General features: G+C 70.2%; 17 protein-coding genes. 14 read left to right on the top strand and 3 right to left on the bottom strand.

Translation table 11 applies throughout. The features are described 5' to 3' along the window. Window positions 1-3: 3 nt before the first annotated feature. The 6 genes from ruvA to ACWH95_RS14100 all read left to right on the top strand — a co-directional run bounded on the left by ruvA (window position 4) and on the right by ACWH95_RS14100 (window position 7,211). Window positions 4-624 carry a Holliday junction branch migration protein RuvA gene (gene ruvA, locus ACWH95_RS14125; protein WP_136033636.1) on the top strand — a complete coding sequence of 207 codons (621 nt, stop codon included), beginning with the start codon at window positions 4-6 and terminating at the stop codon, window positions 622-624. Then, window positions 617-1,642 (top strand): Holliday junction branch migration DNA helicase RuvB, encoded by a 1,026-nt coding sequence (ruvB, locus tag ACWH95_RS14120; RefSeq protein ID WP_136033639.1) that lies wholly within the window; start codon window positions 617-619, stop codon window positions 1,640-1,642. Before ruvA ends, ruvB begins: the two co-directional genes overlap by 8 nt. A gap of 78 nt (window positions 1,643-1,720) precedes the next feature. Continuing rightward, the gene (locus ACWH95_RS14115; RefSeq protein WP_136035854.1) at window positions 1,721-2,116 is read left to right on the top strand and encodes a preprotein translocase subunit YajC; all 396 of its coding nucleotides are present in this window, start codon (window positions 1,721-1,723) and stop codon (window positions 2,114-2,116) included. Between the two features lie 55 nt (window positions 2,117-2,171). Then, complete coding sequence (gene secD / locus ACWH95_RS14110; RefSeq protein WP_136033641.1) at window positions 2,172-3,902, top strand: protein translocase subunit SecD; 1,731 nt, start codon at window positions 2,172-2,174, stop codon at window positions 3,900-3,902. Next, window positions 3,902-4,891: a protein translocase subunit SecF gene (gene secF / locus ACWH95_RS14105; RefSeq protein ID WP_136033643.1), complete on the top strand. Its 990-nt coding sequence runs from the start codon at window positions 3,902-3,904 to the stop codon at window positions 4,889-4,891. The genes secD and secF overlap by 1 nt, the downstream gene beginning before the upstream one ends. A gap of 67 nt (window positions 4,892-4,958) precedes the next feature. Next, window positions 4,959-7,211: a RelA/SpoT family protein gene (locus ACWH95_RS14100; RefSeq protein WP_136033645.1), complete on the top strand. Its 2,253-nt coding sequence runs from the start codon at window positions 4,959-4,961 to the stop codon at window positions 7,209-7,211. Here the strand turns inward: ACWH95_RS14100 and ACWH95_RS14095 are convergent. Together ACWH95_RS14095 and ACWH95_RS14090 are read right to left on the bottom strand one after the other, a co-directional pair. Further along, window positions 7,198-7,749 (bottom strand): type IV toxin-antitoxin system AbiEi family antitoxin, encoded by a 552-nt coding sequence (locus ACWH95_RS14095; protein WP_136033647.1) that lies wholly within the window; start codon window positions 7,747-7,749, stop codon window positions 7,198-7,200. The genes ACWH95_RS14100 and ACWH95_RS14095 overlap by 14 nt on opposite strands. 61 nt (window positions 7,750-7,810) lie before the next feature. Then, the gene (locus ACWH95_RS14090) at window positions 7,811-9,166 is read right to left on the bottom strand and encodes a DUF349 domain-containing protein (protein ID WP_366626707.1); all 1,356 of its coding nucleotides are present in this window, start codon (window positions 9,164-9,166) and stop codon (window positions 7,811-7,813) included. Between the two features lie 204 nt (window positions 9,167-9,370). Here ACWH95_RS14090 and ACWH95_RS14085 point away from each other — a divergent pair, with 204 nt between their 5' ends. Both ACWH95_RS14085 and ACWH95_RS14080 read left to right on the top strand, forming a co-directional pair. Further along, window positions 9,371-11,113: an NAD(P)/FAD-dependent oxidoreductase gene (locus tag ACWH95_RS14085; RefSeq protein ID WP_454120843.1), complete on the top strand. Its 1,743-nt coding sequence runs from the start codon at window positions 9,371-9,373 to the stop codon at window positions 11,111-11,113. Continuing rightward, a complete protein-coding gene (locus ACWH95_RS14080) occupies window positions 11,110-11,871 on the top strand; it encodes a winged helix-turn-helix domain-containing protein (protein WP_454120842.1) in 762 nt (253 codons plus the stop codon). The genes ACWH95_RS14085 and ACWH95_RS14080 overlap by 4 nt, the downstream gene beginning before the upstream one ends. Window positions 11,872-11,886: 15 nt before the next feature. Here the strand turns inward: ACWH95_RS14080 and ACWH95_RS14075 are convergent, their stop codons facing one another. Then, the gene (locus tag ACWH95_RS14075) at window positions 11,887-12,207 is read right to left on the bottom strand and encodes a hypothetical protein (protein ID WP_454120841.1); all 321 of its coding nucleotides are present in this window, start codon (window positions 12,205-12,207) and stop codon (window positions 11,887-11,889) included. 110 nt (window positions 12,208-12,317) lie between these two features. Between ACWH95_RS14075 and ACWH95_RS14070 the strand changes: the two genes are divergently transcribed. The 6 genes from ACWH95_RS14070 to mltG all read left to right on the top strand — a co-directional run bounded on the left by ACWH95_RS14070 (window position 12,318) and on the right by mltG (window position 19,593). Beyond that, the gene (locus ACWH95_RS14070) at window positions 12,318-13,676 is read left to right on the top strand and encodes a replication-associated recombination protein A (protein ID WP_247981697.1); all 1,359 of its coding nucleotides are present in this window, start codon (window positions 12,318-12,320) and stop codon (window positions 13,674-13,676) included. 181 nt (window positions 13,677-13,857) lie between these two features. Then, window positions 13,858-14,487, top strand: a complete 630-nt coding sequence (rpsD, locus tag ACWH95_RS14065; protein ID WP_136033656.1) for a 30S ribosomal protein S4 — start codon at window positions 13,858-13,860, stop codon at window positions 14,485-14,487. Window positions 14,488-14,598: 111 nt separating this feature from the next. After that, window positions 14,599-14,787: a hypothetical protein gene (locus ACWH95_RS14060; protein WP_136033658.1), complete on the top strand. Its 189-nt coding sequence runs from the start codon at window positions 14,599-14,601 to the stop codon at window positions 14,785-14,787. Between the two features lie 53 nt (window positions 14,788-14,840). Next, window positions 14,841-17,501: an alanine--tRNA ligase gene (gene alaS / locus ACWH95_RS14055; RefSeq protein WP_136033659.1), complete on the top strand. Its 2,661-nt coding sequence runs from the start codon at window positions 14,841-14,843 to the stop codon at window positions 17,499-17,501. After that, the gene (gene ruvX, locus ACWH95_RS14050) at window positions 17,498-17,971 is read left to right on the top strand and encodes a Holliday junction resolvase RuvX (protein ID WP_136033661.1); all 474 of its coding nucleotides are present in this window, start codon (window positions 17,498-17,500) and stop codon (window positions 17,969-17,971) included. The genes alaS and ruvX overlap by 4 nt, the downstream gene beginning before the upstream one ends. A gap of 2 nt (window positions 17,972-17,973) precedes the next feature. Beyond that, a complete protein-coding gene (gene mltG, locus ACWH95_RS14045; protein ID WP_454120840.1) occupies window positions 17,974-19,593 on the top strand; it encodes an endolytic transglycosylase MltG in 1,620 nt (539 codons plus the stop codon). The last annotated feature ends 4 nt before the right edge of the window (window positions 19,594-19,597 follow it).

Genomic DNA, 19,597 nt, shown 5'->3' with positions numbered 1-19,597 from the left:
AGGATGATCTCCTCTCTGCACGGCACCGTGCTGCACACGACGCCGGACCAGGTCGTCATCGACGTGGGTGGCGTGGGCTTCGCGGTCGCCGTCCCCGCCGATGTCGCGCACACGGCGACGGTGGGGGAGAAGCTGCGCCTGCACACGAGCCTGATCGTGCGCGAGGACGCCCTCTCGCTCTTCGGCTTCGCCGATCGGGCGGAGCTGGAGATCTTCACGCTGCTGCTCAGCGTGACGGGCGTGGGGCCGAAGTCGGCGCTGGGCGTGCTGTCGCACCTGACGACGGACCAGATCGCCGAGGCCGTCACCGCCGAGGACGACGCCCCGTTCCGGCGTGTGTCCGGCATCGGGCCCAAGACGGCCAAGCTCATCGTGGTGCAGCTCGCGGGGAAGGTGCACGCCGTTGCCGCCCCGGCCGCGACGCAGGCCTCGGGGGGGAGTGACATCGTGTCGCAGGTCGCCGCCGCGCTCGTGGGTCTCGGGTGGTCGGAGAAGGTGGCCGCCGAGGCGGCGACCGAGACCGCTGCCGCGGCGACCGAAGCCGAGCGGGCGTCGGTCGCGTCGCTGCTGCGGCGCACGCTCGCCCTGCTCGGCCCGGCGCAGGGAGGATCGGCACGTGTCTGACCCGCTCGACCCGACCGAGCCCACCGACGAGTCGGAGCTCGCGATCGAGGGCGCGCTGCGCCCCTCCAGCCTCGGCGACTTCGTGGGCCAGCAGAAGGTGCGCGGCCAACTCCAGTTGCTGCTCGAGGCCGCGCGCCTGCAGTCCCGACCCGCCGATCACATCCTGCTCGCGGGTCCTCCGGGACTCGGCAAGACCACGCTCGCGATGATCGTCGCCCACGAGAGCGAGCGTCCGCTCCGTATGTCCAGCGGCCCCGCGATCCAGCACGCGGGAGATCTCGCGGCTCTGCTGTCGAGCCTGATGCCGGGCGAGGTGCTGTTCATCGACGAGATCCATCGCATGGCCCGCTCCGCGGAGGAGATGCTCTACCTCGCGATGGAGGACTACCGAATCGACATCATGGTGGGCAAGGGTGCGGGCGCCACGAGCATCCCCCTGGAGCTGTCGCCGTTCACCCTGGTCGGGGCAACGACGCGCTCGGGCCTGCTGCCCAACCCGCTCCGCGACCGCTTCGGGTTCACCGGCCACCTCGAGTTCTACGAGGAGGGCGAGCTCGAGCAGGTCATCGCGCGTTCCGCGTCGGTGCTGGGGGTCGGGCTCCCGACCGACGCCCTCTCCGAGATCGCGCGCCGATCTCGAGGGACACCCCGAATCGCCAACCGCCTGCTGCGCCGCGTGCGCGACTACGCGCTGGTGCACGGCGACGGTGCGGCGACGCTGCACGACGTGCGGGCGGCGCTGGAGCTCTATGACGTCGACGCGATCGGTCTCGACCGGCTGGACCGCGCGGTGCTCGACGCGCTCGTCCGGCGTTTCCGCGGGGGACCGGTGGGTCTCAGCACCCTCGCGGTCGCGGTGGGCGAGGAGGCCGAGACCGTGGAGAGCGTGGTCGAGCCGTACCTCGTCCGCATCGGATTCCTGGGGCGCACGCCGCGCGGACGGGTCGCGACACCCGAGGCGTATGCGCACCTCGGGGTGGCGCACCCCGACGGGATGCTCACGCTGGATGACCTATAATCGCTGAAGGCTTCCCCCGATACCTCTGTGCGCCCAATGGCTGGTGCGTGCACCTGAGAAAGGCGCTTCCCCATGCCCATGGAATTCGTGCTCTTCGGCCTTCTGGCCGTGCTCCTGATCTTCATGATCTTCAACACGCGCAAGCGGACGAGGCAGATGAAGGCCGAGCAGGAGGAGAAGGCCACCAAGACGGTTCCCGGCGCGAAGGTCCTCCTGCAGGGCGGCATCTACGGCACCATCGTGGCGTTCGACCCGGACGACCTGGACGCGCCGGCCCTCGTGGAGATCGCTCCGGGCACCGTCATCGAGGTGCACAGCCAGGCGATCCTGCGCATCGTCGAGCCGAAGGACGCTATCGTGGAGGCGCCCGTCGACGGCGTGGATGACCACATCGTCGACGAGCCCGCCGCCCCCACGGCGGAGACGCCGGAGGAGACCCGCGCCCGTCTCGAGCGGGACGCCGACGACAAGTAAGACAGCGGCCCTCGTGGTCGCTCGGATCATCGTCCTCCCAGAAAGCTGAACACACGTGGCTTCATCTTCACCTGTCCGTCATGCCTGGCGGGTCCTCCTCGGCCTGCTCCTCGTGACGGGCGTGCTCTTCGGCATCAACGCGCTGGGTGTGTACGTCTTCAAGCAGAGTTCGTGGGCGCCGGAACTGGCGCTCGACCTGCAGGGCGGCACGCAGATCATCCTCAGCGCCGAGACCGAGGACGGCGCAGCGCCGTCGCAGGAGCAGCTCGACCAGGCCGCGGCGATCATCCGCCAGCGCGTGGATGCCTCGGGTGTCGCCGAGGCCGACATCACCACGGAGGGCGGCCGCAACATCGTCGTCCAGATCCCGGGTGAGGCCGACGAGCAGACCAGGGAGCGCATCCAGTCCAGCGCGCAGCTCGAGTTCCGTCCGGTCCTGTACACGACCGCGGCGAGCACCGAGTTCGTGGGCGACGACGGCAACTCCACGCCGTTCCCGAGCCCCGACCCGGGCCTGAACGCCACTCCGACGGCGGAGCCGACCGACGCGAGCGATCTGTCGTGGGTGACCGAGAAGCTGGCAGCGGAGTTCCAGGCCTACGACTGCGCCAACCCCGACAACGATCCGTCGCGTGCGCCGAAGGACGAGCCGGTCATCGCCTGCTCCCCGGACGACACCCAGAAGTTCCTCCTCGGCCCGATGGAGCTCGACGGACGCGCGATCACCGACGCGTCGGCAGGCCGCGACCCCAAGAGCGGCGCCTGGATCGTGCAGCTCACGATGAACGGCGATGGCGCGGACGCGTTCGGCAAGGTCAGCACGCGCCTCAACCAGAACCGCATCGACGGTCTGTCGCCGCGCGACCAGTTCGCGTTCGTGCTCGACGGCGACGTGATCAGTGCGCCGCGGATGAACGGCGTGATCCTCGACGGCCGTCCCAGCATCTCCGGCAGCTTCACTCAGGAGAGCGCGACGACGCTCGCGGATCAGCTCAAGTTCGGTGCGCTGCCGTTGAGCTTTGAGGTGCAGAGCTCCGACACGATCTCCGCGACTCTCGGCACCCAGCAGCTCCAGATCGGGCTCATCGCGGGTCTGATCGGTCTGGCGCTGGTCGCGGTCTACTCCTTGCTGTCGTACCGCGCTCTCGGGACGGTGATCATCGCGTCGATCGCGGTGATGGCGGTGCTGACGTACATCGTGATCTGCATCCTCGCGTGGCGCATCGGGTTCCGCCTGTCGCTCGCGGGCGTCGCGGGTCTGATCGTGTCGATCGGTTTCACGGCCGACTCGTTCATCGTCTACTTCGAGCGGATCCGAGACGAGCTGCGCGACGGCAAGTCGATCACGGCGGCGGTCGAGGACGGATGGGGTCGCGCGAAGCGCACGATCTACATCTCGAAGTCGATCAACATCCTCGCGGCCGTCGTGCTCTACATCCTCGCGGACTCCACGGTGAAGGGCTTCGCGTTCACGCTCGGCCTGACCACCGTCATCGACGTGATGATCTTCGTCATCTTCACTCACCCGGTGATGCAGCTCCTCGCGCGGACGCGCTTCTTCGGCGGCGGCCACAAGCTCTCCGGGCTCGACCCGGCGGCACTCGGCGCCGTGTACCGGAGCCGGTCGCAGTACCGCGAGGTGGCGACGGCATCGGCAGGTCGCGGCGCGAAGAACGCGCGCTCACGCGGTGAGGCGGACCGCCGTCAGACCATCGCAGAGCGCAAGCGTGCCGAGGCCCTCGCCGCGGAGAAACAGACCAAGGGCGGAAGCGAGGGAGACGCCTGATGGCTTCCATGAACGAGTTCGGTAACAACCTCTACACGGGAAAGACCTCCTTCCCGTTCGTCGGACGCCGTCGGCTGTGGTTCATCATCGCGATCGCGCTGGTCGTGGGGTCCGCGCTCGTGCCGCTGTTCCGTCCCATCCAGTTCTCGATCGAGTTCACGGGCGGGTCGCAGTTCACGGTGAACGCCCCGGCCACGCTGAATCAGGACACCGCGAGCGAGGCCGTGCAGTCCGTGGTGCCCGGCGCCGCGACCAAGGTCGTCATCGTGAACGATCAGGACATCCGGGTCCAGACCGACCAGATGACGGCGGCGGAGACGCAGCAGGTCGCCGGCGCTCTCGCCGACGCGTACGAGGTGGAGCCCGACGCGGTGACCTCCTCGTTCATCGGTCCCGCGTGGGGTGAGAGCGTGACGCGGCAGTCCCTGTGGGGTCTGGCGATCTTCCTCGCGCTGACTTTCCTGATCCTGGCGATCTACTTCCGCACCTGGAAGATGTCGGCCGCAGCGATCATCGGGCTGCTCGACGTGCTTGTGATCACGGTGGGCGTGTACGCCCTGGCCGGTTTTGAGATCTCCCCGGCGGCGGTGATCGGGTTCCTCACGATCCTGGCGTACTCGCTCTACGACACCACCGTGGTGTTCGACAAGATCCGGGAGAACACGACGGAGGACGGGGAGAAGACCGCGCGCCTGTTCGGCGAGTCGGTCAACCTCGCGGTGAACCAGACGCTGATCCGATCGATCAACACCTCGGTCGTGGCGGCGCTCCCGGTGGGCGCGATCCTGTTCATCGGTGCGTTCTGGCTGGGTGCGGAGACGCTGACCGACATCTCGCTCTCGATCTTCGTCGGCATCCTCGTGGCGACCTACTCGACGCTGTTCGTCGCGGCACCCCTCTACTCGCTGTTCCGCGAGAACGAGCCGCAGATCAAGGAGCGCGACGCCCGCATCCGTGCGGCGCGCGAGAAGGCGGCCGTCGAGGCCTGACGCCCCCGCTGCGCGGGGCTCGCCCCCTCTCAGCACGCGTAGGATTGTCTGATTCGGAGGTGAGTGGATGGCGGAGCCGCAGACGGCGTCGCAGGGTTCGAGTCTGCGACGGCTCGTGCCCCGCATCTTCTCTCGCGCGTCCCGCATCAACGATCTCGACAACCTGATTCGCACGGTCAGGGCGAATCATCCCAAGGGCGACTTCTCCGTCATCTCCCGGGCCTACGCGGTCGCGAAGGAGAAGCACGAGGGGCAGAAGCGGCAGAGCGGCGAGCCGTACATCACGCACCCGCTGGCGGTCGCGCAGATCCTCGCCGAGCTCGGCCTGGGCCCGCGCGCGATCGCCGCGGCCCTCCTGCACGACACCGTCGAGGACACCGGCTACGCGCTGACCGACCTGACCGCTGAATTCGGCGACGAGGTCGCGATGCTGGTCGACGGCGTCACCAAGCTCGACAAGGTCAAGTACGGCGAGAGTGCACAGGCGGAGACGGTCCGCAAGATGATCGTGGCGATGTCGAAGGACATCCGCGTGCTGCTGATCAAGCTCGCCGACCGCCTGCACAACGCCCGCACGTGGGGCTTCGTACCGCCCGAGAAGGCGGCGAAGAAGGCGAAGGAGACGCTGGAGATCTATGCGCCTCTGGCCAACCGCCTCGGTATCCAGGCCATCAAGTCGGAGCTGGAAGACCTCTCGTTCGCGGTGCTGCACCCGAAGATCTACAACGAGATCCACAGCCTGATCGCCCAGCGCACACCGCAGCGGGAGAAGTACCTCGGCCAGGTGATCGAGGAGATCGACGAGGACCTGCGGGATCTGCGGATCCGTGGCAAGGTCGTCGGCCGGCCGAAGCAGCTCTACTCCGTGTACCAGAAGATGGTGATCCGGGGGCGCGAGTTCGACGACATCTACGACCTCATCGGCATCCGCGTGCTGGTGTCGTCCGTGCGCGACTGCTATGCCGTGCTCGGCGCGATCCACGCGCGCTGGACGCCGTTGCCCGGCCGCTTCAAGGACTACATCGCCACCCCGAAGTTCAACCTCTATCAGTCCCTGCACACGACCGTGATCGGCCCGGCCGGTCGCACGGTGGAGATCCAGATCCGCACGCACGAGATGCACCAGCAGGCGGAGTACGGCGTCGCGGCGCACTGGATGTACAAGGAGCGGATGAACGGCGGCGGCAAGGCCGAGGTCCGCGCCTCCGACACCGACATGGCGTGGCTCGCGCACATCTCCGACTGGCAGGCCGAGACCGCGGACCCCGGCGAGTTCCTCGACTCGCTGCGCTTCGAGATCGGAGCCAAGGAGGTCTACGTCTTCACGCCGAAGGGACGGGTCATCGGCCTTCCCGCCGGCGCGACGCCCGTCGACTTCGCCTACGCCGTGCACACCGAGATCGGCCATCGCACGATGGGCGCCAAGGTCAACGGCCGCCTCGTGCCGCTCGAGTCGGAGCTCAAGAGCGGCGACGTCGTCGAGGTGTTCACGTCGAAGAACCCCGACGCCGGCCCCAGCCAGGACTGGCTCGGCTTCGTCAAGAGCACGCGGGCGCGGAACAAGATCCGCGGCTGGTTCACGAAGGAGCGTCGCGAGGAGGCGATCGAGCAGGGCAAGGAGGCGATCGCCCGGGCGATGCGCCGACAGAACCTGCCGCTGCAGCGCCTGATGAATCAGGACTCGTTCACCGAGGTCGCGCATCAGCTGCACTACGAAGACGTGTCCGGGCTCTACGCGGCTGTCGGCGAGGGACACGTGTCCACGCAGTCCGTGCTCGAGAAGGTCACCGCCCTGGTGGCGGCGAACGACACGACGACCGGGGCGATCGATCTGCCGGGCAGCGTGCAGACCAGGGAGCCGCGCGGCGGCGACTCCGGGGTGCTCGTGCGCGGTGCGAACGACATCCTCGTCAAGCTCGCCAAGTGCTGCACCCCCGTGCCGGGCGACCCGATCGTGGGCTTCGTCACGCGGGGGAGCGGCGTCTCGGTCCACCGTGCTGACTGCGTCAACGTCAAGGCGCTGAGCGGCGAGCAGGACCGCTTCGTCGAGGTCTCCTGGGCACCGACCACCAAGAGCGTCTTCCGCGTGCAGATCCAGGTCGAGGCGCTCGACCGGTCCGGGCTCCTGTCGGATGTCACTCGAGTGCTGAGCGAGCACCACGTCAACATCCTGTCCGCCACGGTCAGCACGACCGATGAGCGCCTGGCGCTGAGCCGCTTCGTGTTCGAGATGGGCGACGCCGTGCACCTGGACCGCGTGCTGAACGCCGTGCGCCGCATCGACGCGGTGTACGACGTCTACCGCGTCACCTCGTCCTGAGCGCGACCCGCTCGAGGGCGGCGATGCCGACGCGGCTTCCCGGCACACGGCTGGTCCCGCGCAGCTCGACGAGGGCTTGTGCGGTCACCGCCGGGCAGGCGACGGCGAGGGCATCCATCCAGGGAAGCACGCGGGGGTCGCGATGCAGGCTCGTCGCCAGGTCGACCATCGTCCGCGCGGGCGTCGACACGGCGACGCCACCGATCACGACGACGTCCGCGGCGGCGAGCACGGTGTCGTGGAAGACCAGGCGGGCACTCGTACGCGGGCGCACGCGACGCTCGACGCACCGCTTCACGTGATGCACGGGCGGCGGTGCGTCTCCGGCGCCGTGGATCCATGCGGCGGTCGGGCCGCAGGCGGCGGCGCCGTCCTGCACGAGAGGCCCGATCGACGCGGCACGCACGTCCGCACCCTCGATGAGGTCGGCCGGGATGTACGCCTCGCCGAGGTCGACGACGTGGCCGTCGAGTCGAGCGGCGGCGAGCTCCGGCAGACTCAGCCGCGCGCCGGGCAGATACAGAAGAGCGGGATGCATCACGCCAGTGTGGCGCAGCGCATCCCGCTCCTGTGGCGGTCGTCGCGGATTGTGGAAAGCGTCAGCCGCCCAGGGCGTTGAGCCAGGCGCGGCGGGCTTCGAGCGCGTCAGCCGCGGTCTTGGCGGCCTTGGTGTCGCCAGACTTCTCCGCGGCCGCCAGCTCGGCCTCGAGCTTCTCGATGGCCTCGTGCAGCTGCGAGCTCATGTCGTTCGCGCGCGCCTTGGTCTCGGGGTTGTTCTTCTTCCAGTCGACGTCCTCGCGGGCCTTGAGCGCCTGCTCGATCACCCGGAGCTTGTCGTCGAGAGCGCGCTCCTTCTCGCGCGGGAAGATGCGGCCCACCTCGTCCCACTCGCGCTGGATGCGGGTGAGCAGTGCCCGCGCACGCTTGATGTTCGACTCGTCGGCCACGGCCTTCGCCTGCTCCAGAAGAGCCTGCCGTGCCTCGATCCGGGGCGCGGAGTCTGCCTCTTCCGCGGCGGCCTGCTCAGCCCGCGCGGCGTACAGCGCATCGCCGGCCGCCTTGAACCGCGCCCAGAGCGCGTCGTCGGCCTTGCGCCCGGCACGGCCGGCGGCCTTCCACTCGTCGAGCAGGGTGCGGTACGCGGGGATGCCGTCGACGCCGCGGGGAGCGAGAGCCTCGGCGCGCTCGACCAGCCGCGACTTGGCGTCGCGTGCAGCCTTGTGCGTCTCGTCGAGCTCGGAGTAGAAGGCGCGCCGGTGCTTGTCGACCACCGAGCGGGCGTCACGGAACCGCTTCCAGAGCTGCTGCGACACGCTCTTCGACAGGCGCGGACCGTTCTGCTGCTGTGCCTGCCACGACTCGAACAGCTCGTTGAGCTCGGCCGTTACCTGCTTCCACTGCACCTTGCTGAGGTCGCGGGCGGCGATGGCCTCGGCGCGCTCCACCAGGGCCGTGCGCTCCGCGACCGCCTGCTCCACGAGCGCCCTGGCCTGCTGAGCCTCCTGCTCCGTCGCCTCCGAGAGCGAGGCGGTCAGGGCGTTCAGCCGGTCGCGCAGTCCCGCGAGGTCGCCGACCGCTGCGGCATCCGTCGCCTCGGCGATGAGGTGCGAGGCCTGCTTCGCGAGGTCGCTCGCCGAGGCGCCGCCGGCCTGATGGCGCTGCTCGAGCGCGTGCACCTTGAAGGCGATGTCGTCGTACTTGCGCACGAAGTAGGCGAGGGCCTCTTCCGGGGTGCCGTCGGGGTACTGGCCGACCACCCGCCACGACTCGCCCTCGCGGACCTCGACCGTGCCATCGTCGGAGACGCGACCCCATTCGAGCGCCGAGGCGGAGGGCGCGGGCGTCGCCGGTGCGGCGGGCGCGACCGCGGCGGGCGTCGGGGCCTTCCGGGGCATGGGCACGGCGGGCGGTGCGGGGATGGGCGGGGTCGGCTTCGAGGGCTCGGTGGCAGACACGGTGATTCTCCTTGCGCGGTCGGGCCGCGGGAGGCGGAAAGGACGAGGCTCAGCCTAGTACGACCCGCGCTGCGGGGTGAGGCCGAAGGCGCGTTATCGATTTGTGAGGAGAACGTTCGACGCGCGAAACACGCGACGTCATCTCCGGGTAACACGGCGCTCCTATCGTCGTCCCACGACGGTCCGCAGGTCGACAGGAGGTCCATGGACGACAGCGCATCCCGGAGGACGGAGGTCCTGATCGTCGGCGCGGGGCCCGCGGCGCACGCGTTCGTGGCGCACCTCCTGGGCGATCCCTGCGACGACATTCGGGTCACGGTGATCGGCGACGAGGGGCGCCTGCCGTACGACCGCACCCGGTTGTACCGACTGGTCCGGGGGGACGACCCCGCTGACCTGGACCTCGACCGAGGGGTGTTCCGCGACGACCGCGTGCGCCTGATCCGGGATGATCGGGTGCGGAAGATCGACCGGAAGCTCCGCCGCGTCCGCACCCGCTCCGGGCGCGTGTACATGTACGACGTGCTCGTCCTCGCGACCGGGCGGCACCCGGTTCGTCCGACGCTTGACGGGGCCGGACTGCCCGGGTGCTTCACGTTCCAGTCCGCCGCGGATGCGTCGGCGCTGCGGGCCCATGTGCACGCGCCGCGCGGCGAGCAGTGGCGGCGTCCGCGCGCGACGGTCGTCGGTGACGGGCCGGGCGGGTTCGCCGCCGCGCTCGCGCTCGCGGAGAGCGGAGTCGAGGTCGCGGTCGTGCACGAACGAGGGGACCACGCGGATCCGGGTCGTCGCGCCTCGGCGGCAGTCGACGCACTCCTGCGGGATCGCGGGATCGCGGTGCGGAGGTCGACGCGCATCACCCGCATCGATGCGGACGAGTCCGGCGCGGTCGCGAGCATCGAATTCCACGACGGTTCCTTCGCCCGGACGGATGCGGTCGTGTTCGCGCCCGCGGTGCGCCCGCGTGACGAGCTCGCGCGGAACGCGGGGCTCACCGTGGTGCCGGGCGGCGGCGTGCTCGTCGACGCCGACGGTCGCACGAGTGATCCGCACATCCTGGCCGTGGGGAGCGTCGCTGTCGCGGCGGACGACGAGCCGGGCCAGCGGGCACCGGGCGGTGGCGGGCGCGTGGCGGACAGGATGCGGGAGGCCGTGGCGACGACACGGACGCGGTGGCTGACGACGATCGTGCGTGCGGGAGGCGTCGAGTTCACGGATCTCCGGTCGTCGCCGGACGGCGAAACCGTCGGAGTCGTCGTCCCCCTGGCGGACGCGCCGGGACGGATCGCGGGCGACCTCCTCCTCTCCGAGGACGGACGAGTCCTGCTCGGTGCGACGGTGCTCGGCGACGAGGACAGGCTCGCGGCCCTCCGCGCGGCCGCGGATGACGGCGCGAGGGCGCGGGCGGTGTCCGAGCTGCTTCGCGAGCACGAGAGCGCTGTGACCTGCGGTCATGCGTTGCTCACGGGGCCATCCCCGGTCACGGCGGTGACGGAGCGACGAGAGCACGGCCTGAGCGGCCTTGCGGAGTTCCCCGAAAGCGCGGAGTGCGCGTTCTGCGCACGGGCGGTCGCGCGGCGCCTCATCGCGCGCGCCGGAGCCGTTGCGATCGGCTCAGGGCGACGGGGTGTCCCCGAGCGGGGCCCGGTCGGACGCCCCCGTACCAGGGAGACCGTGCTCGGCGTGACCCTCGCTGTCGCGGGGGAGCTGTCCGGCGCCCAGCTCGTCCTCATCGGACGGCTGGCGGACGAGCACGGGCTGCGGGTGCGGCCCTCCGATGGCGGAGTGCTGGAACTGCGTGGCGCATCCGCCGCAGAAGTCCCCGCCGTGTTGGGCAGGTTGCGTGCCGCCGGACTGGAGGCTGCGACGCGCGACGGGGGTGGACGGTTCGTCGAGGCGCGGACCACGGGATCCGTCACGCGGCGACGCGAGGAGAGTCCGGCATGAGCGTTCCGACGAGCGTGGGCCGGCCGCTGACCGGGTGCCGGATAGCGATCGCCGATGACCCGTCCGCGGGTACTGCGCACGGAGCGGTGGCGGCGCCGACGCCGGTCGACGTCGGTGCGCTTCTCGCCGCGGCGGGAGCCGAGGTCGTCCGCGTGCCGTCGGTACGTGCGGATCATTCCGTGCCGGCCGGTGTTCGACGGTCGGTGCACCGCGTCGCGACCGGGCGCATCGACGGCGTGCTGCTCTTCTCGGTCGAGGGCGCGCGTTCCTGGTGGGGCACCGTCGAGCGCCTCGGTCTGGGGGACGCGATCCGAGCCAGGGCGCGGGCGTCGCGTCTGCTGCTCGTCGCCTCGGGTGCGGAGGCGGCCCGGTCACTCGCCGATGCGGACATCCCCGCCACGACGGTCGACGGGGCGCTCCCGGACGACCTCGCACGCGCCGTCGTCGGGTTCTTCTCGGAGCAGGCGCCGATGCAGCGGACGGACGCCGGAGAGCTCGTCGTGCGCAGCGGCGGGGTGCTGCTCGATGAGCGCTTCCTCCCGCTCTCGGCGGGCGCCGCAGAAGTCCTGGAGGCACTGTTCCTCGCGGAGGGGCGGGTGCTCTCCCGGGAGGAGCTCGGGCGGATGCTCGCCGGACGACGACGCAGTGCACGGGCCGTGGAGGTGGCGGTCGCACGGTTGCGCGAGGCTCTGGGCGACGCGGAGCTGGTGCAGACGGTGGTGAAGCGCGGCTACCGTCTCGCTGTCGCCGATCGCTGAGCCGGTGCCGCGGGGTCAGCCCGCCGGTGTGTCCGTCGGAACGGGCGACGGGGAGGGAACGGGAGCGTCGGAGGGAAGGGGGGACTCGGACGGAAGAGGGGACTCGGACGGGGAGATCGTGGGACTCGGCGTCGGTTCGGGGGCGGTCACCTGCGCGTGCACGACCTGGCTCCCGATCGCGGCGACGACGATGAGACCGCCGACGATCACCGCGACGGTGTTGTCGCGGCGACGGCGGCGGATCTGGTCCTCGTGCCAGCGCGTGCGCGCGGCATGCAGTCGTGCGCGCTCCGCCTCGGTGCGCGACTGTGCCTTCTTGGAACCGCGTGCCGCCATGCCCAATATCTCCATCCCGACGCCCGTCCGCGGCGTCGCCTGAGAGCCTACCGTCGCCCACGGGCGGCTTCCGTCGCCACGGTGTCGGCGCCCGCCGTTAGCCTGGAGGGGTGACTTCTCCTGCCGCGCTGCTCTCCGGGCAGACGCCTCTCGCCGTGCGCATGCGCCCGGTCTCGCTCGACGAGGTCGCGGGACAGCGTCACCTGCTGCGGGCGGGATCCCCGATCGTGGCTCTCGCCGATCCGGAGGCGGCAGCGCCCGGGGCCGTGTCGATCATCCTGTGGGGGCCTCCCGGCACGGGGAAGACCACGCTGGCGCAGGCCATCGCGCGCTCCTCCGGTCGACGGTTCGTCGAACTGTCGGCGATCACGGCCGGGGTGAAGGACGTGCGCGAGGTGATGCAGGAGGCGATCACGCAGCGTGACCTGTACGGCCAGACGACCATCCTCTTCCTCGACGAGATCCACCGCTTCACGAAGGCGCAGCAGGATGCGCTGCTGCCCGGCGTGGAGAACGGCTGGGTCATCCTGATCGCGGCGACCACCGAGAATCCGTCGTTCTCCGTGATCTCCCCGCTGCTGTCGCGGTCGCTGCTGCTCACGCTGCAGCCGCTGACGGACGACGACATCGGTCTGCTCGTCGACCGCGCCGTGACGGATGCGCGCGGGCTCAAGGGTGCCGTGGTGCTCGACGACGAGGCGCGCACGGCTCTCGTGCGACTGGCGTCGGGTGATGCGCGGCGCGCGCTCACGGGGCTCGAGGCCGCGGCCGCGGTCGCGCTGTCCCATGCCGCCGCGGTCGAGGACGACGGCGACAGCGCATCGGACGGCGTCCCCGCGGTGACGGCGGACGATGTGGCGCAGGCGGTGGACAAGGCGCTGCTCCGCTACGACCGTCAGGGCGACGAGCACTACGACGTGATCAGCGCGTTCATCAAGTCGATCCGCGGATCCGATCCCGACGCCGCACTCCACTACCTGGCGCGCATGATCGAGGCGGGGGAGGACCCGCGTTTCATCGCTCGGCGCCTGGTGATCTCGGCGTCGGAGGACGTGGGTCTCGCCGATCCCCAGGCGCTCGGCATCGCAGTCGCTGCTGCGGACGCCGTCGCCTTCATCGGCATGCCGGAGGGGCGCATCCCGCTCGCCGAGGCCACGGTGTACCTCGCCACGACGGCGAAGTCCAATGCCGCGTACGTCGGCATCGACGCCGCGATCGCCGACATCCGCGCGGGCGGCTTCGGCCGGGTGCCGCTCCACCTGCGCGACGCTCACTACCCGGGGGCGAAGAGGCTCGGCCACGGCCGCGGTTACATCTACTCGCACGACAGCGAATACGGGATCGTGCCGCAGCAGTACCTGCCGGACGAGTTGGACGGACGTCACTACTACGAGCCGAAGAACCTCGGTGCGGAACGCGACATCGGTGCGCGGCTGGAGCGCATTCGACGCATCCTCGGCGACCGCTGACAGACCGGTCGGTCGGCGCGGCGCCGTCTGTTAGACTTGAGCGGCTCGAAACCGAGTTTTCGGGCATCTCCGCGTTCACACCACACCTCGACGGCGCCCCGGCGTGCGCTCCGAGGCAGAGCGCGGACGATACGTCCGTCGGACGTGAAATCCACGTCCACGTCATCGGAAGGAACACTTCGTGACCACGAAGTCCCAGGACCGCCGCAAGGTGCGTCTCAGCCGTGCCCTCGGCATCCCGCTCACCCCGAAGGCCGCCCGCTACCTCGAGAAGCGTCCCTACGCTCCGGGCGAGCACGGCCGCACCAAGCGCAAGGCCGACAGCGACTACGCCGTCCGTCTGCGCGAGAAGCAGCGTCTGCGCGAGCAGTACGGCATCCGCGAGAAGCAGATGCGCAACACGTTCAACGAGGCTCGTCGTCAGGACGGCCTGACCGGTGAGAACCTGGTCGAGCTCCTCGAGATGCGTCTCGACGCTCTCGTGCTGCGGTCGGGTTTCGCCCGCACCACGGCTCAGGCTCGCCAGCTCGTCGTGCACCGTCACATCCTCGTCGACGGGCAGCTCGTCGACCGCCCGTCGTTCCGCGTGAAGCCGGGTCAGCTCATCCACGTCAAGGCCAAGAGCGAGGGCACCGAGCCCTTCCAGGTGGCGGCAGCCGGCGGTCACGCCGAGGTGCTTCCTCCCGTTCCCGGCTACCTCGAGGTCGAGCTCGACAAGCTCCAGGCCCGCCTGGTCCGTCGCCCGAAGCGCGCCGAGGTCCCCGTGACCTGTGAAGTGCAGCTCGTCGTCGAGTACTACGCGGCTCGCTGATCCAGCGATCGAGCATCAGGCAGGAGGCGTCGGGGATTCCCGACGCCTCCTGTCGTTTCCGCCTACGATGGAGAGACCGCGCCTTCGCGGCTCTCAGGCAAGGATGACGACATGAAGACTGTGCTGTGGTTCCTCATCGGCGTGATCGGCGGCTTCGTCGCGGCTCACTTCATGAACAAGGACCCGCGCGGCCATGACATCCTCGCCGACGTCGACGCCCGCATCAACGGCTTCACCGCCGCGCTCGGCGATGCGTATCGCGCCCAGGAGGCGCGGCTCACCGAGCCGGGCGAGAACTGAACCACCGCAGCCGCGCATCGACGCGCTCCCTCACACAAGGACAACCGGGACCTATGAACACTGCGGAAATCGCGCAGCGCTATCTCTCCTACTTCGAGAAGAACGATCACCTCATCGTCCCCTCGGCCTCCCTCGTCAGCGACGACCCGTCGCTGCTGTTCACGGTCGCCGGCATGGTCCCGATGATCCCGTACCTCACGGGCGTGGTCCCCGCTCCGCATCCGCGCATCGCCGATGTGCAGAAGTGCATCCGCACCAACGACATCGAGGAGGTCGGACGCACGGCGCGTCACGGCACGTTCTTCCAGATGCTCGGCAACTGGTCGTTCGGTGACTACTTCAAAGAGGGCGCGATCCGCTACGCGTGGGAGCTGCTCACGACCTCCGAATCCGACGGCGGGCTGGGCTTCGACGAGAAGGACCTGTGGGTCACGGTCTACGAGACCGACGATGAGGCGGAGGCCATCTGGCGCGACATCATCGGGCTGAAGCCAGAGCGCATCCAGCGCCTCGGCCGCGCGGACAACTACTGGAACACCGGGCAGCCCGGCCCCGGCGGACCCGACTCCGAGATCTTCTTCGACCGTGGCCCGTCCTACGGCAAGGACGGCGGTCCGGCGGCGGACGACAACCGGTTCATGGAGCTGTGGAACCTCGTGTTCATGCAGGACTTCCTCGAGAACATCCGGAGCAAGACCGAGTTCGACATCGTGGGCGAGCTGCCGATGAAGAACATCGACACCGGCATGGGTCTCGAGCGCGTCGCCTTCCTCAAGCAGGGCGTCGAGAACATGTACGAGATCGACCAGGTGCGGCCCGTGCTGGACCGCGCCGTCGAGCTCTCCGGACGCCGCTACGGAGCCGTGCACGAGGACGATGTGCGCTTCCGCGTGATCGCCGATCACGTGCGCTCCTCGCTGATGCTGCTGTCCGACGGTGTGCGTCCGTCGAACGAGGGTCGCGGGTACATCCTGCGCCGCCTGATGCGGCGGACCGTGCGGGCGATGCGTCTGCTGGGCGTCGACGAGCCGGCTTTCCCCGAGCTCTTCTCCGCGTCGCGGGACGCCATGAAGTCGGCCTATCCCGAGCTCGAGCGCGACTGGTCGGTGCTGTCCTCGGCCGCCTTCGCCGAGGAGGAGACCTTCCGGCGCACCCTCGCCCAGGGCTCGACCATTCTCGACCTCGCCGTGGACGACACGAAGAAGAGCGGCGGGACGACCCTGAGCGGCTCAGAGGCCTTCCTGCTGCACGACACATACGGCTTCCCGATCGACCTCACCCTCGAGGTCGCCGAGGAGGCCGGGCTCGACGTCGACCGTGCCGCGTTCGACGCGCTCATGCAGGAGCAGCGTCAGCGCGCCAAGGACGACGCGCGCAACCGCAAGCGGCAGCTCGCCGACGTGTCGGTCTACCGCGACCTGCGGGCGCTCGGCGAGACCGGTTTCGACGGCTATACGGCCCTCGAGGTCGACTCGCGGGTGCTCGGCATCCTGGTCGACGGTGCCTCCGTGCGCAGCGCCGCGGAGGGACAGATCGCCGAGGTCGTGCTGGCGGAGACGACGCTGTATGCGGAGTCCGGCGGCCAGGTCGCCGACAAGGGCACGATCGTGGGCCCTGGCTACGAGCTCGAGGTGCTCGATGTGCAGCGCCCCGTCCCCGGGCTGATCAGTCACACCGTCGAGGTGACGCGGGGGAGCGTGGCGGTGGATGACGCGGCCACGACCATCGTCGACGCGGCCAACCGTCGTGCGGCGCGGCAGGCGCACTCGGCGACCCACCTGGTGCACGCCGCTCTGCGCGACACGCTGGGCCCGACCGCGACCCAGTCGGGCTCGCTGAACCGTGCGGGCTATATGCGATTCGACTTCGCGTGGTCGCAGGCGCTGTCGGGAGAGACGCGCTCGGAGATCGAGGAGATCACGAACCGCGCCGTGCAGGACGCCCTCGAGGTGACGACGCGCATCGTGACGCTCGACGAGGCCAAGGAGGCCGGGGCGATGGCTCTGTTCGGCGAGAAGTACGGCGACGTCGTGCGCATGGTCGACATCGGCGGCCCCTGGTCGCGTGAGCTCTGCGCGGGCACGCACGTGTCGACGAGCGCCGAGATCGGGCTGGTCAGCGTGGTCGGCGAGTCGTCCGTCGGGGCATCGAACCGCCGTATCGAGGCTCTCGTCGGTGCCGACGCGTTCCGCGAGCTGGCCGCCGAGCGCGCGCTGGTCTCGCAGCTGACCGCGTCGCTCAAGACTCCGCGCGAGCAGCTGCCGGAGCGGATCGCCGATCTCGCCGCGAGCCTCAAGGCCGCCGAGAAGCGCATCGCTCAGTTCGAGGCCAAGGAGCGGGCGGGGCAGATCCCCGCGATCGCGGAGGCCGCGTCCCGCATCGGCGCGTTCCGGGTGGCCGCACAGTCGCTCGGTGAGGTGGCCTCGGCGGACGACGTGCGCGATCTGGTCAACGGCGTCCGTGAGCGGCTGGGGTCGGAGGCGGCAGTGGTCGCCCTCGGCGCGATCGTCAATGGCCGGCCGGTCGTGGTCGTCGCCACGAACGAGGCGGCGCGTTCGGCGGGCGCGAAGGCGGGTGCGCTCGCGAAGCGCGCAGCCGGCGTGCTCGGCGGTGGCGGCGGCGGGCGCGACGACCTCGCCCAGGGTGGCGGCACCGACGGTGCGGCGCTTCCGGCAGCGCTGGAGGCCATCGCACAGGAGCTCCGCGGAGCGTGACCGGCTTCCGTCGCGGAGTGCGGCTCGGCGTCGACGTGGGACGCGCCAGGGTGGGCGTGGCACGGTGCGATCCGGACGGCATGCTGGCCGTCCCGGTCGAGACCGTGCCGCGCGACGACGCGGCGATCACGCGACTCGTGGCGATCGCCGCGGAGTACGAACCGCTGGAGTTCGTGGTCGGGCTGCCGGTGAATCTGCAGGGCGCGGACACCCCGTCCACCACGGATGCGCGGGAGTTCGCAGCGCTGTTGCAGCGCGAGAGCGGTGTGCCGGTGCGGCTCATCGACGAGCGTCTGAGCACGGTGTCCGCACACGCGGCATTGCGGAGTTCCGGGCGTTCCCAGAAGAACTCTCGTAGCATTGTGGATCAGGTCGCCGCGGTGGTTCTGCTGCAGCAGGCGATCGACACGGAGAAGAGCACCGGAAACCCGGCCGGTGCACCGGTCCCCGTCGATGAGGAGCCCGCCTGATCATGTCCGAACGCGATAGCGCTTCGCCACCGCACGACACCGACGCGCGCTTGGGCGACCTCTTCGAGAACCTGCCGGCGCCGGCGCCGCAGGTCCCGACGGCCGACACGAGCGGCCCCGTGCCAGGCTCGCGCCGCGCCGCTCGTGAGGCCGCGCGGCGAGCCGCTCGTCAGCAGCAGGCAGGGGAGCCGTCGCTCGACCAGTCCGGTACCGCGCCCGCGCCCGCTGCGTCAGGGTCCGCTGACTCCGCGTCGGACGCGCGCCCCGCACGGGTCGCGCCGCGCGCGGAGGATCGGGCATCGGCCGCCGCCGAACCCGTGTCCGCGGCAGAGCCGTCCCGTGCTCCGGAGACGACGGCCGTCCCCATCGCCCGTGGCTCGCGTGAGACGTTCATCGAGCACGACGCGGATGCGACGCGGCCGCTGCCCCGTGTCTCCGCACCGACAGCCGCCTCGACCGCGCGGACCTCTCCCGACGAGCCCGCCGTCGGCGGCGGGCTCGACGACCTGTTCGTGTCGGGTGACGACGACCACCGCGGGCCGGGCGCGCCGAAGAAGAAGCGCCGCAAGGGCTGCCTGATCGCCCTCATCGTCGTCCTCGCGATTATCGGCGGCATCGTGGCCGGCGGCGCCTGGGCGTGGAGCACCTACGGTGATCGGATCAGCGACGCCATGGGCTGGGGAGACGCGAAGGACTGGGAGCCGGGGCTCGCGACCGGCGAGGTGTATGTCACCATCAAGTCGGGCGACACCGGCCAGCCGGTCTCGGCAGCGCTCCACGAGGCGGGCGTGACCAAGACCGCCGATGTCTTCTACGACTACCTCATCGACGAGGGCATCGCCGTCACGTTCTATCCCGGCGTCTACCGCCTGCAGAAGAAGATGACGGCCGAGGCCGCCCTCGCCGCCCTCCAGGACAAGGAGAACAAGCTCGAGAACACCGTCTCGGTGTCGGAGGGCGGCACGATCAAGTCCTCGCTCCCGGCGATGGCGGAGACGCTCGGGCTGCCGCTCGCGGACTTCGAGGCCGCGGTCGCCGATCCGTCCGTCTACCGCGTCCAGGCGCAGAGCCTGGAGGGGTGGCTGTTCCCCGCCGTGTACACGTTCGATCCCGGCGTCACGGCGACGCAGGCCATCCAGCAGATGGTGGATCGTACGCGGGAGGCGCTCGACGCGGCCGGCGTGCCCGCGGACGACGCGCAGCGCGTGCTCACGATCGCCTCGATCATCCAGCGCGAGGGTCGCACGGACGACTTCGCCAAGGTGTCGCGTGTGATCGAGAACCGCCTGGCGATCGACATGAAGCTGCAGATGGACTCGACCGCGCAGTACGGCTACGGCTCGCTGCACGAGGGCGTGGTGTCGAGCTCCGCAGAAGCGCTCGAGGACCCGAACCCCTGGAACACCTACGTGAACACCGGGCTGCCGGTCACACCGATCGCGAGTCCGAGCGAGGCGGCCATCAAGGCGGCCATGCAGCCCGCCGACGGTCCATGGCTGTACTTCGTCACGGTGAACCTCTCCACCGGGGAGACGCAGTTCTCGGAGACGCTCGCCGAACACGAGCAGGGCGTGGAGAAGTGGCGCGAGTGGTGCAGGGCGAACCCCGACGGGGGCTGCTGAGGCC

The sequence above is a fragment of the Microbacterium sp. NPDC055502 genome, assembly GCF_053643635.1.
Note: the sequence above shows the minus strand (reverse complement) of the source record. Positions and strands in the feature narration are given on the sequence as shown.

Excerpts from the sequence above, each read along its gene's own strand:
- ACWH95_RS14080 (WP_454120842.1), top strand. The coding sequence starts at position 11,110 with ATGAGCGTTCCGACGAGCGTGGGCCGGCCGCTGACCGGGTGCCGGATA.
- mltG (WP_454120840.1), top strand. The coding sequence starts at position 17,974 with ATGTCCGAACGCGATAGCGCTTCGCCACCGCACGACACCGACGCGCGC.
- ACWH95_RS14075 (WP_454120841.1), bottom strand. The coding sequence starts at position 12,207 with ATGGCGGCACGCGGTTCCAAGAAGGCACAGTCGCGCACCGAGGCGGAG.
- ruvA (WP_136033636.1), top strand. The coding sequence starts at position 4 with ATGATCTCCTCTCTGCACGGCACCGTGCTGCACACGACGCCGGACCAG.
- ACWH95_RS14095 (WP_136033647.1), bottom strand. The coding sequence starts at position 7,749 with ATGCATCCCGCTCTTCTGTATCTGCCCGGCGCGCGGCTGAGTCTGCCG.
- ACWH95_RS14115 (WP_136035854.1), top strand. The coding sequence starts at position 1,721 with ATGGAATTCGTGCTCTTCGGCCTTCTGGCCGTGCTCCTGATCTTCATG.
- secF (WP_136033643.1), top strand. The coding sequence starts at position 3,902 with ATGGCTTCCATGAACGAGTTCGGTAACAACCTCTACACGGGAAAGACC.
- ACWH95_RS14060 (WP_136033658.1), top strand. The coding sequence starts at position 14,599 with ATGAAGACTGTGCTGTGGTTCCTCATCGGCGTGATCGGCGGCTTCGTC.
- ACWH95_RS14085 (WP_454120843.1), top strand. The coding sequence starts at position 9,371 with ATGGACGACAGCGCATCCCGGAGGACGGAGGTCCTGATCGTCGGCGCG.
- alaS (WP_136033659.1), top strand. The coding sequence starts at position 14,841 with ATGAACACTGCGGAAATCGCGCAGCGCTATCTCTCCTACTTCGAGAAG.
- ACWH95_RS14100 (WP_136033645.1), top strand. The coding sequence starts at position 4,959 with ATGGCGGAGCCGCAGACGGCGTCGCAGGGTTCGAGTCTGCGACGGCTC.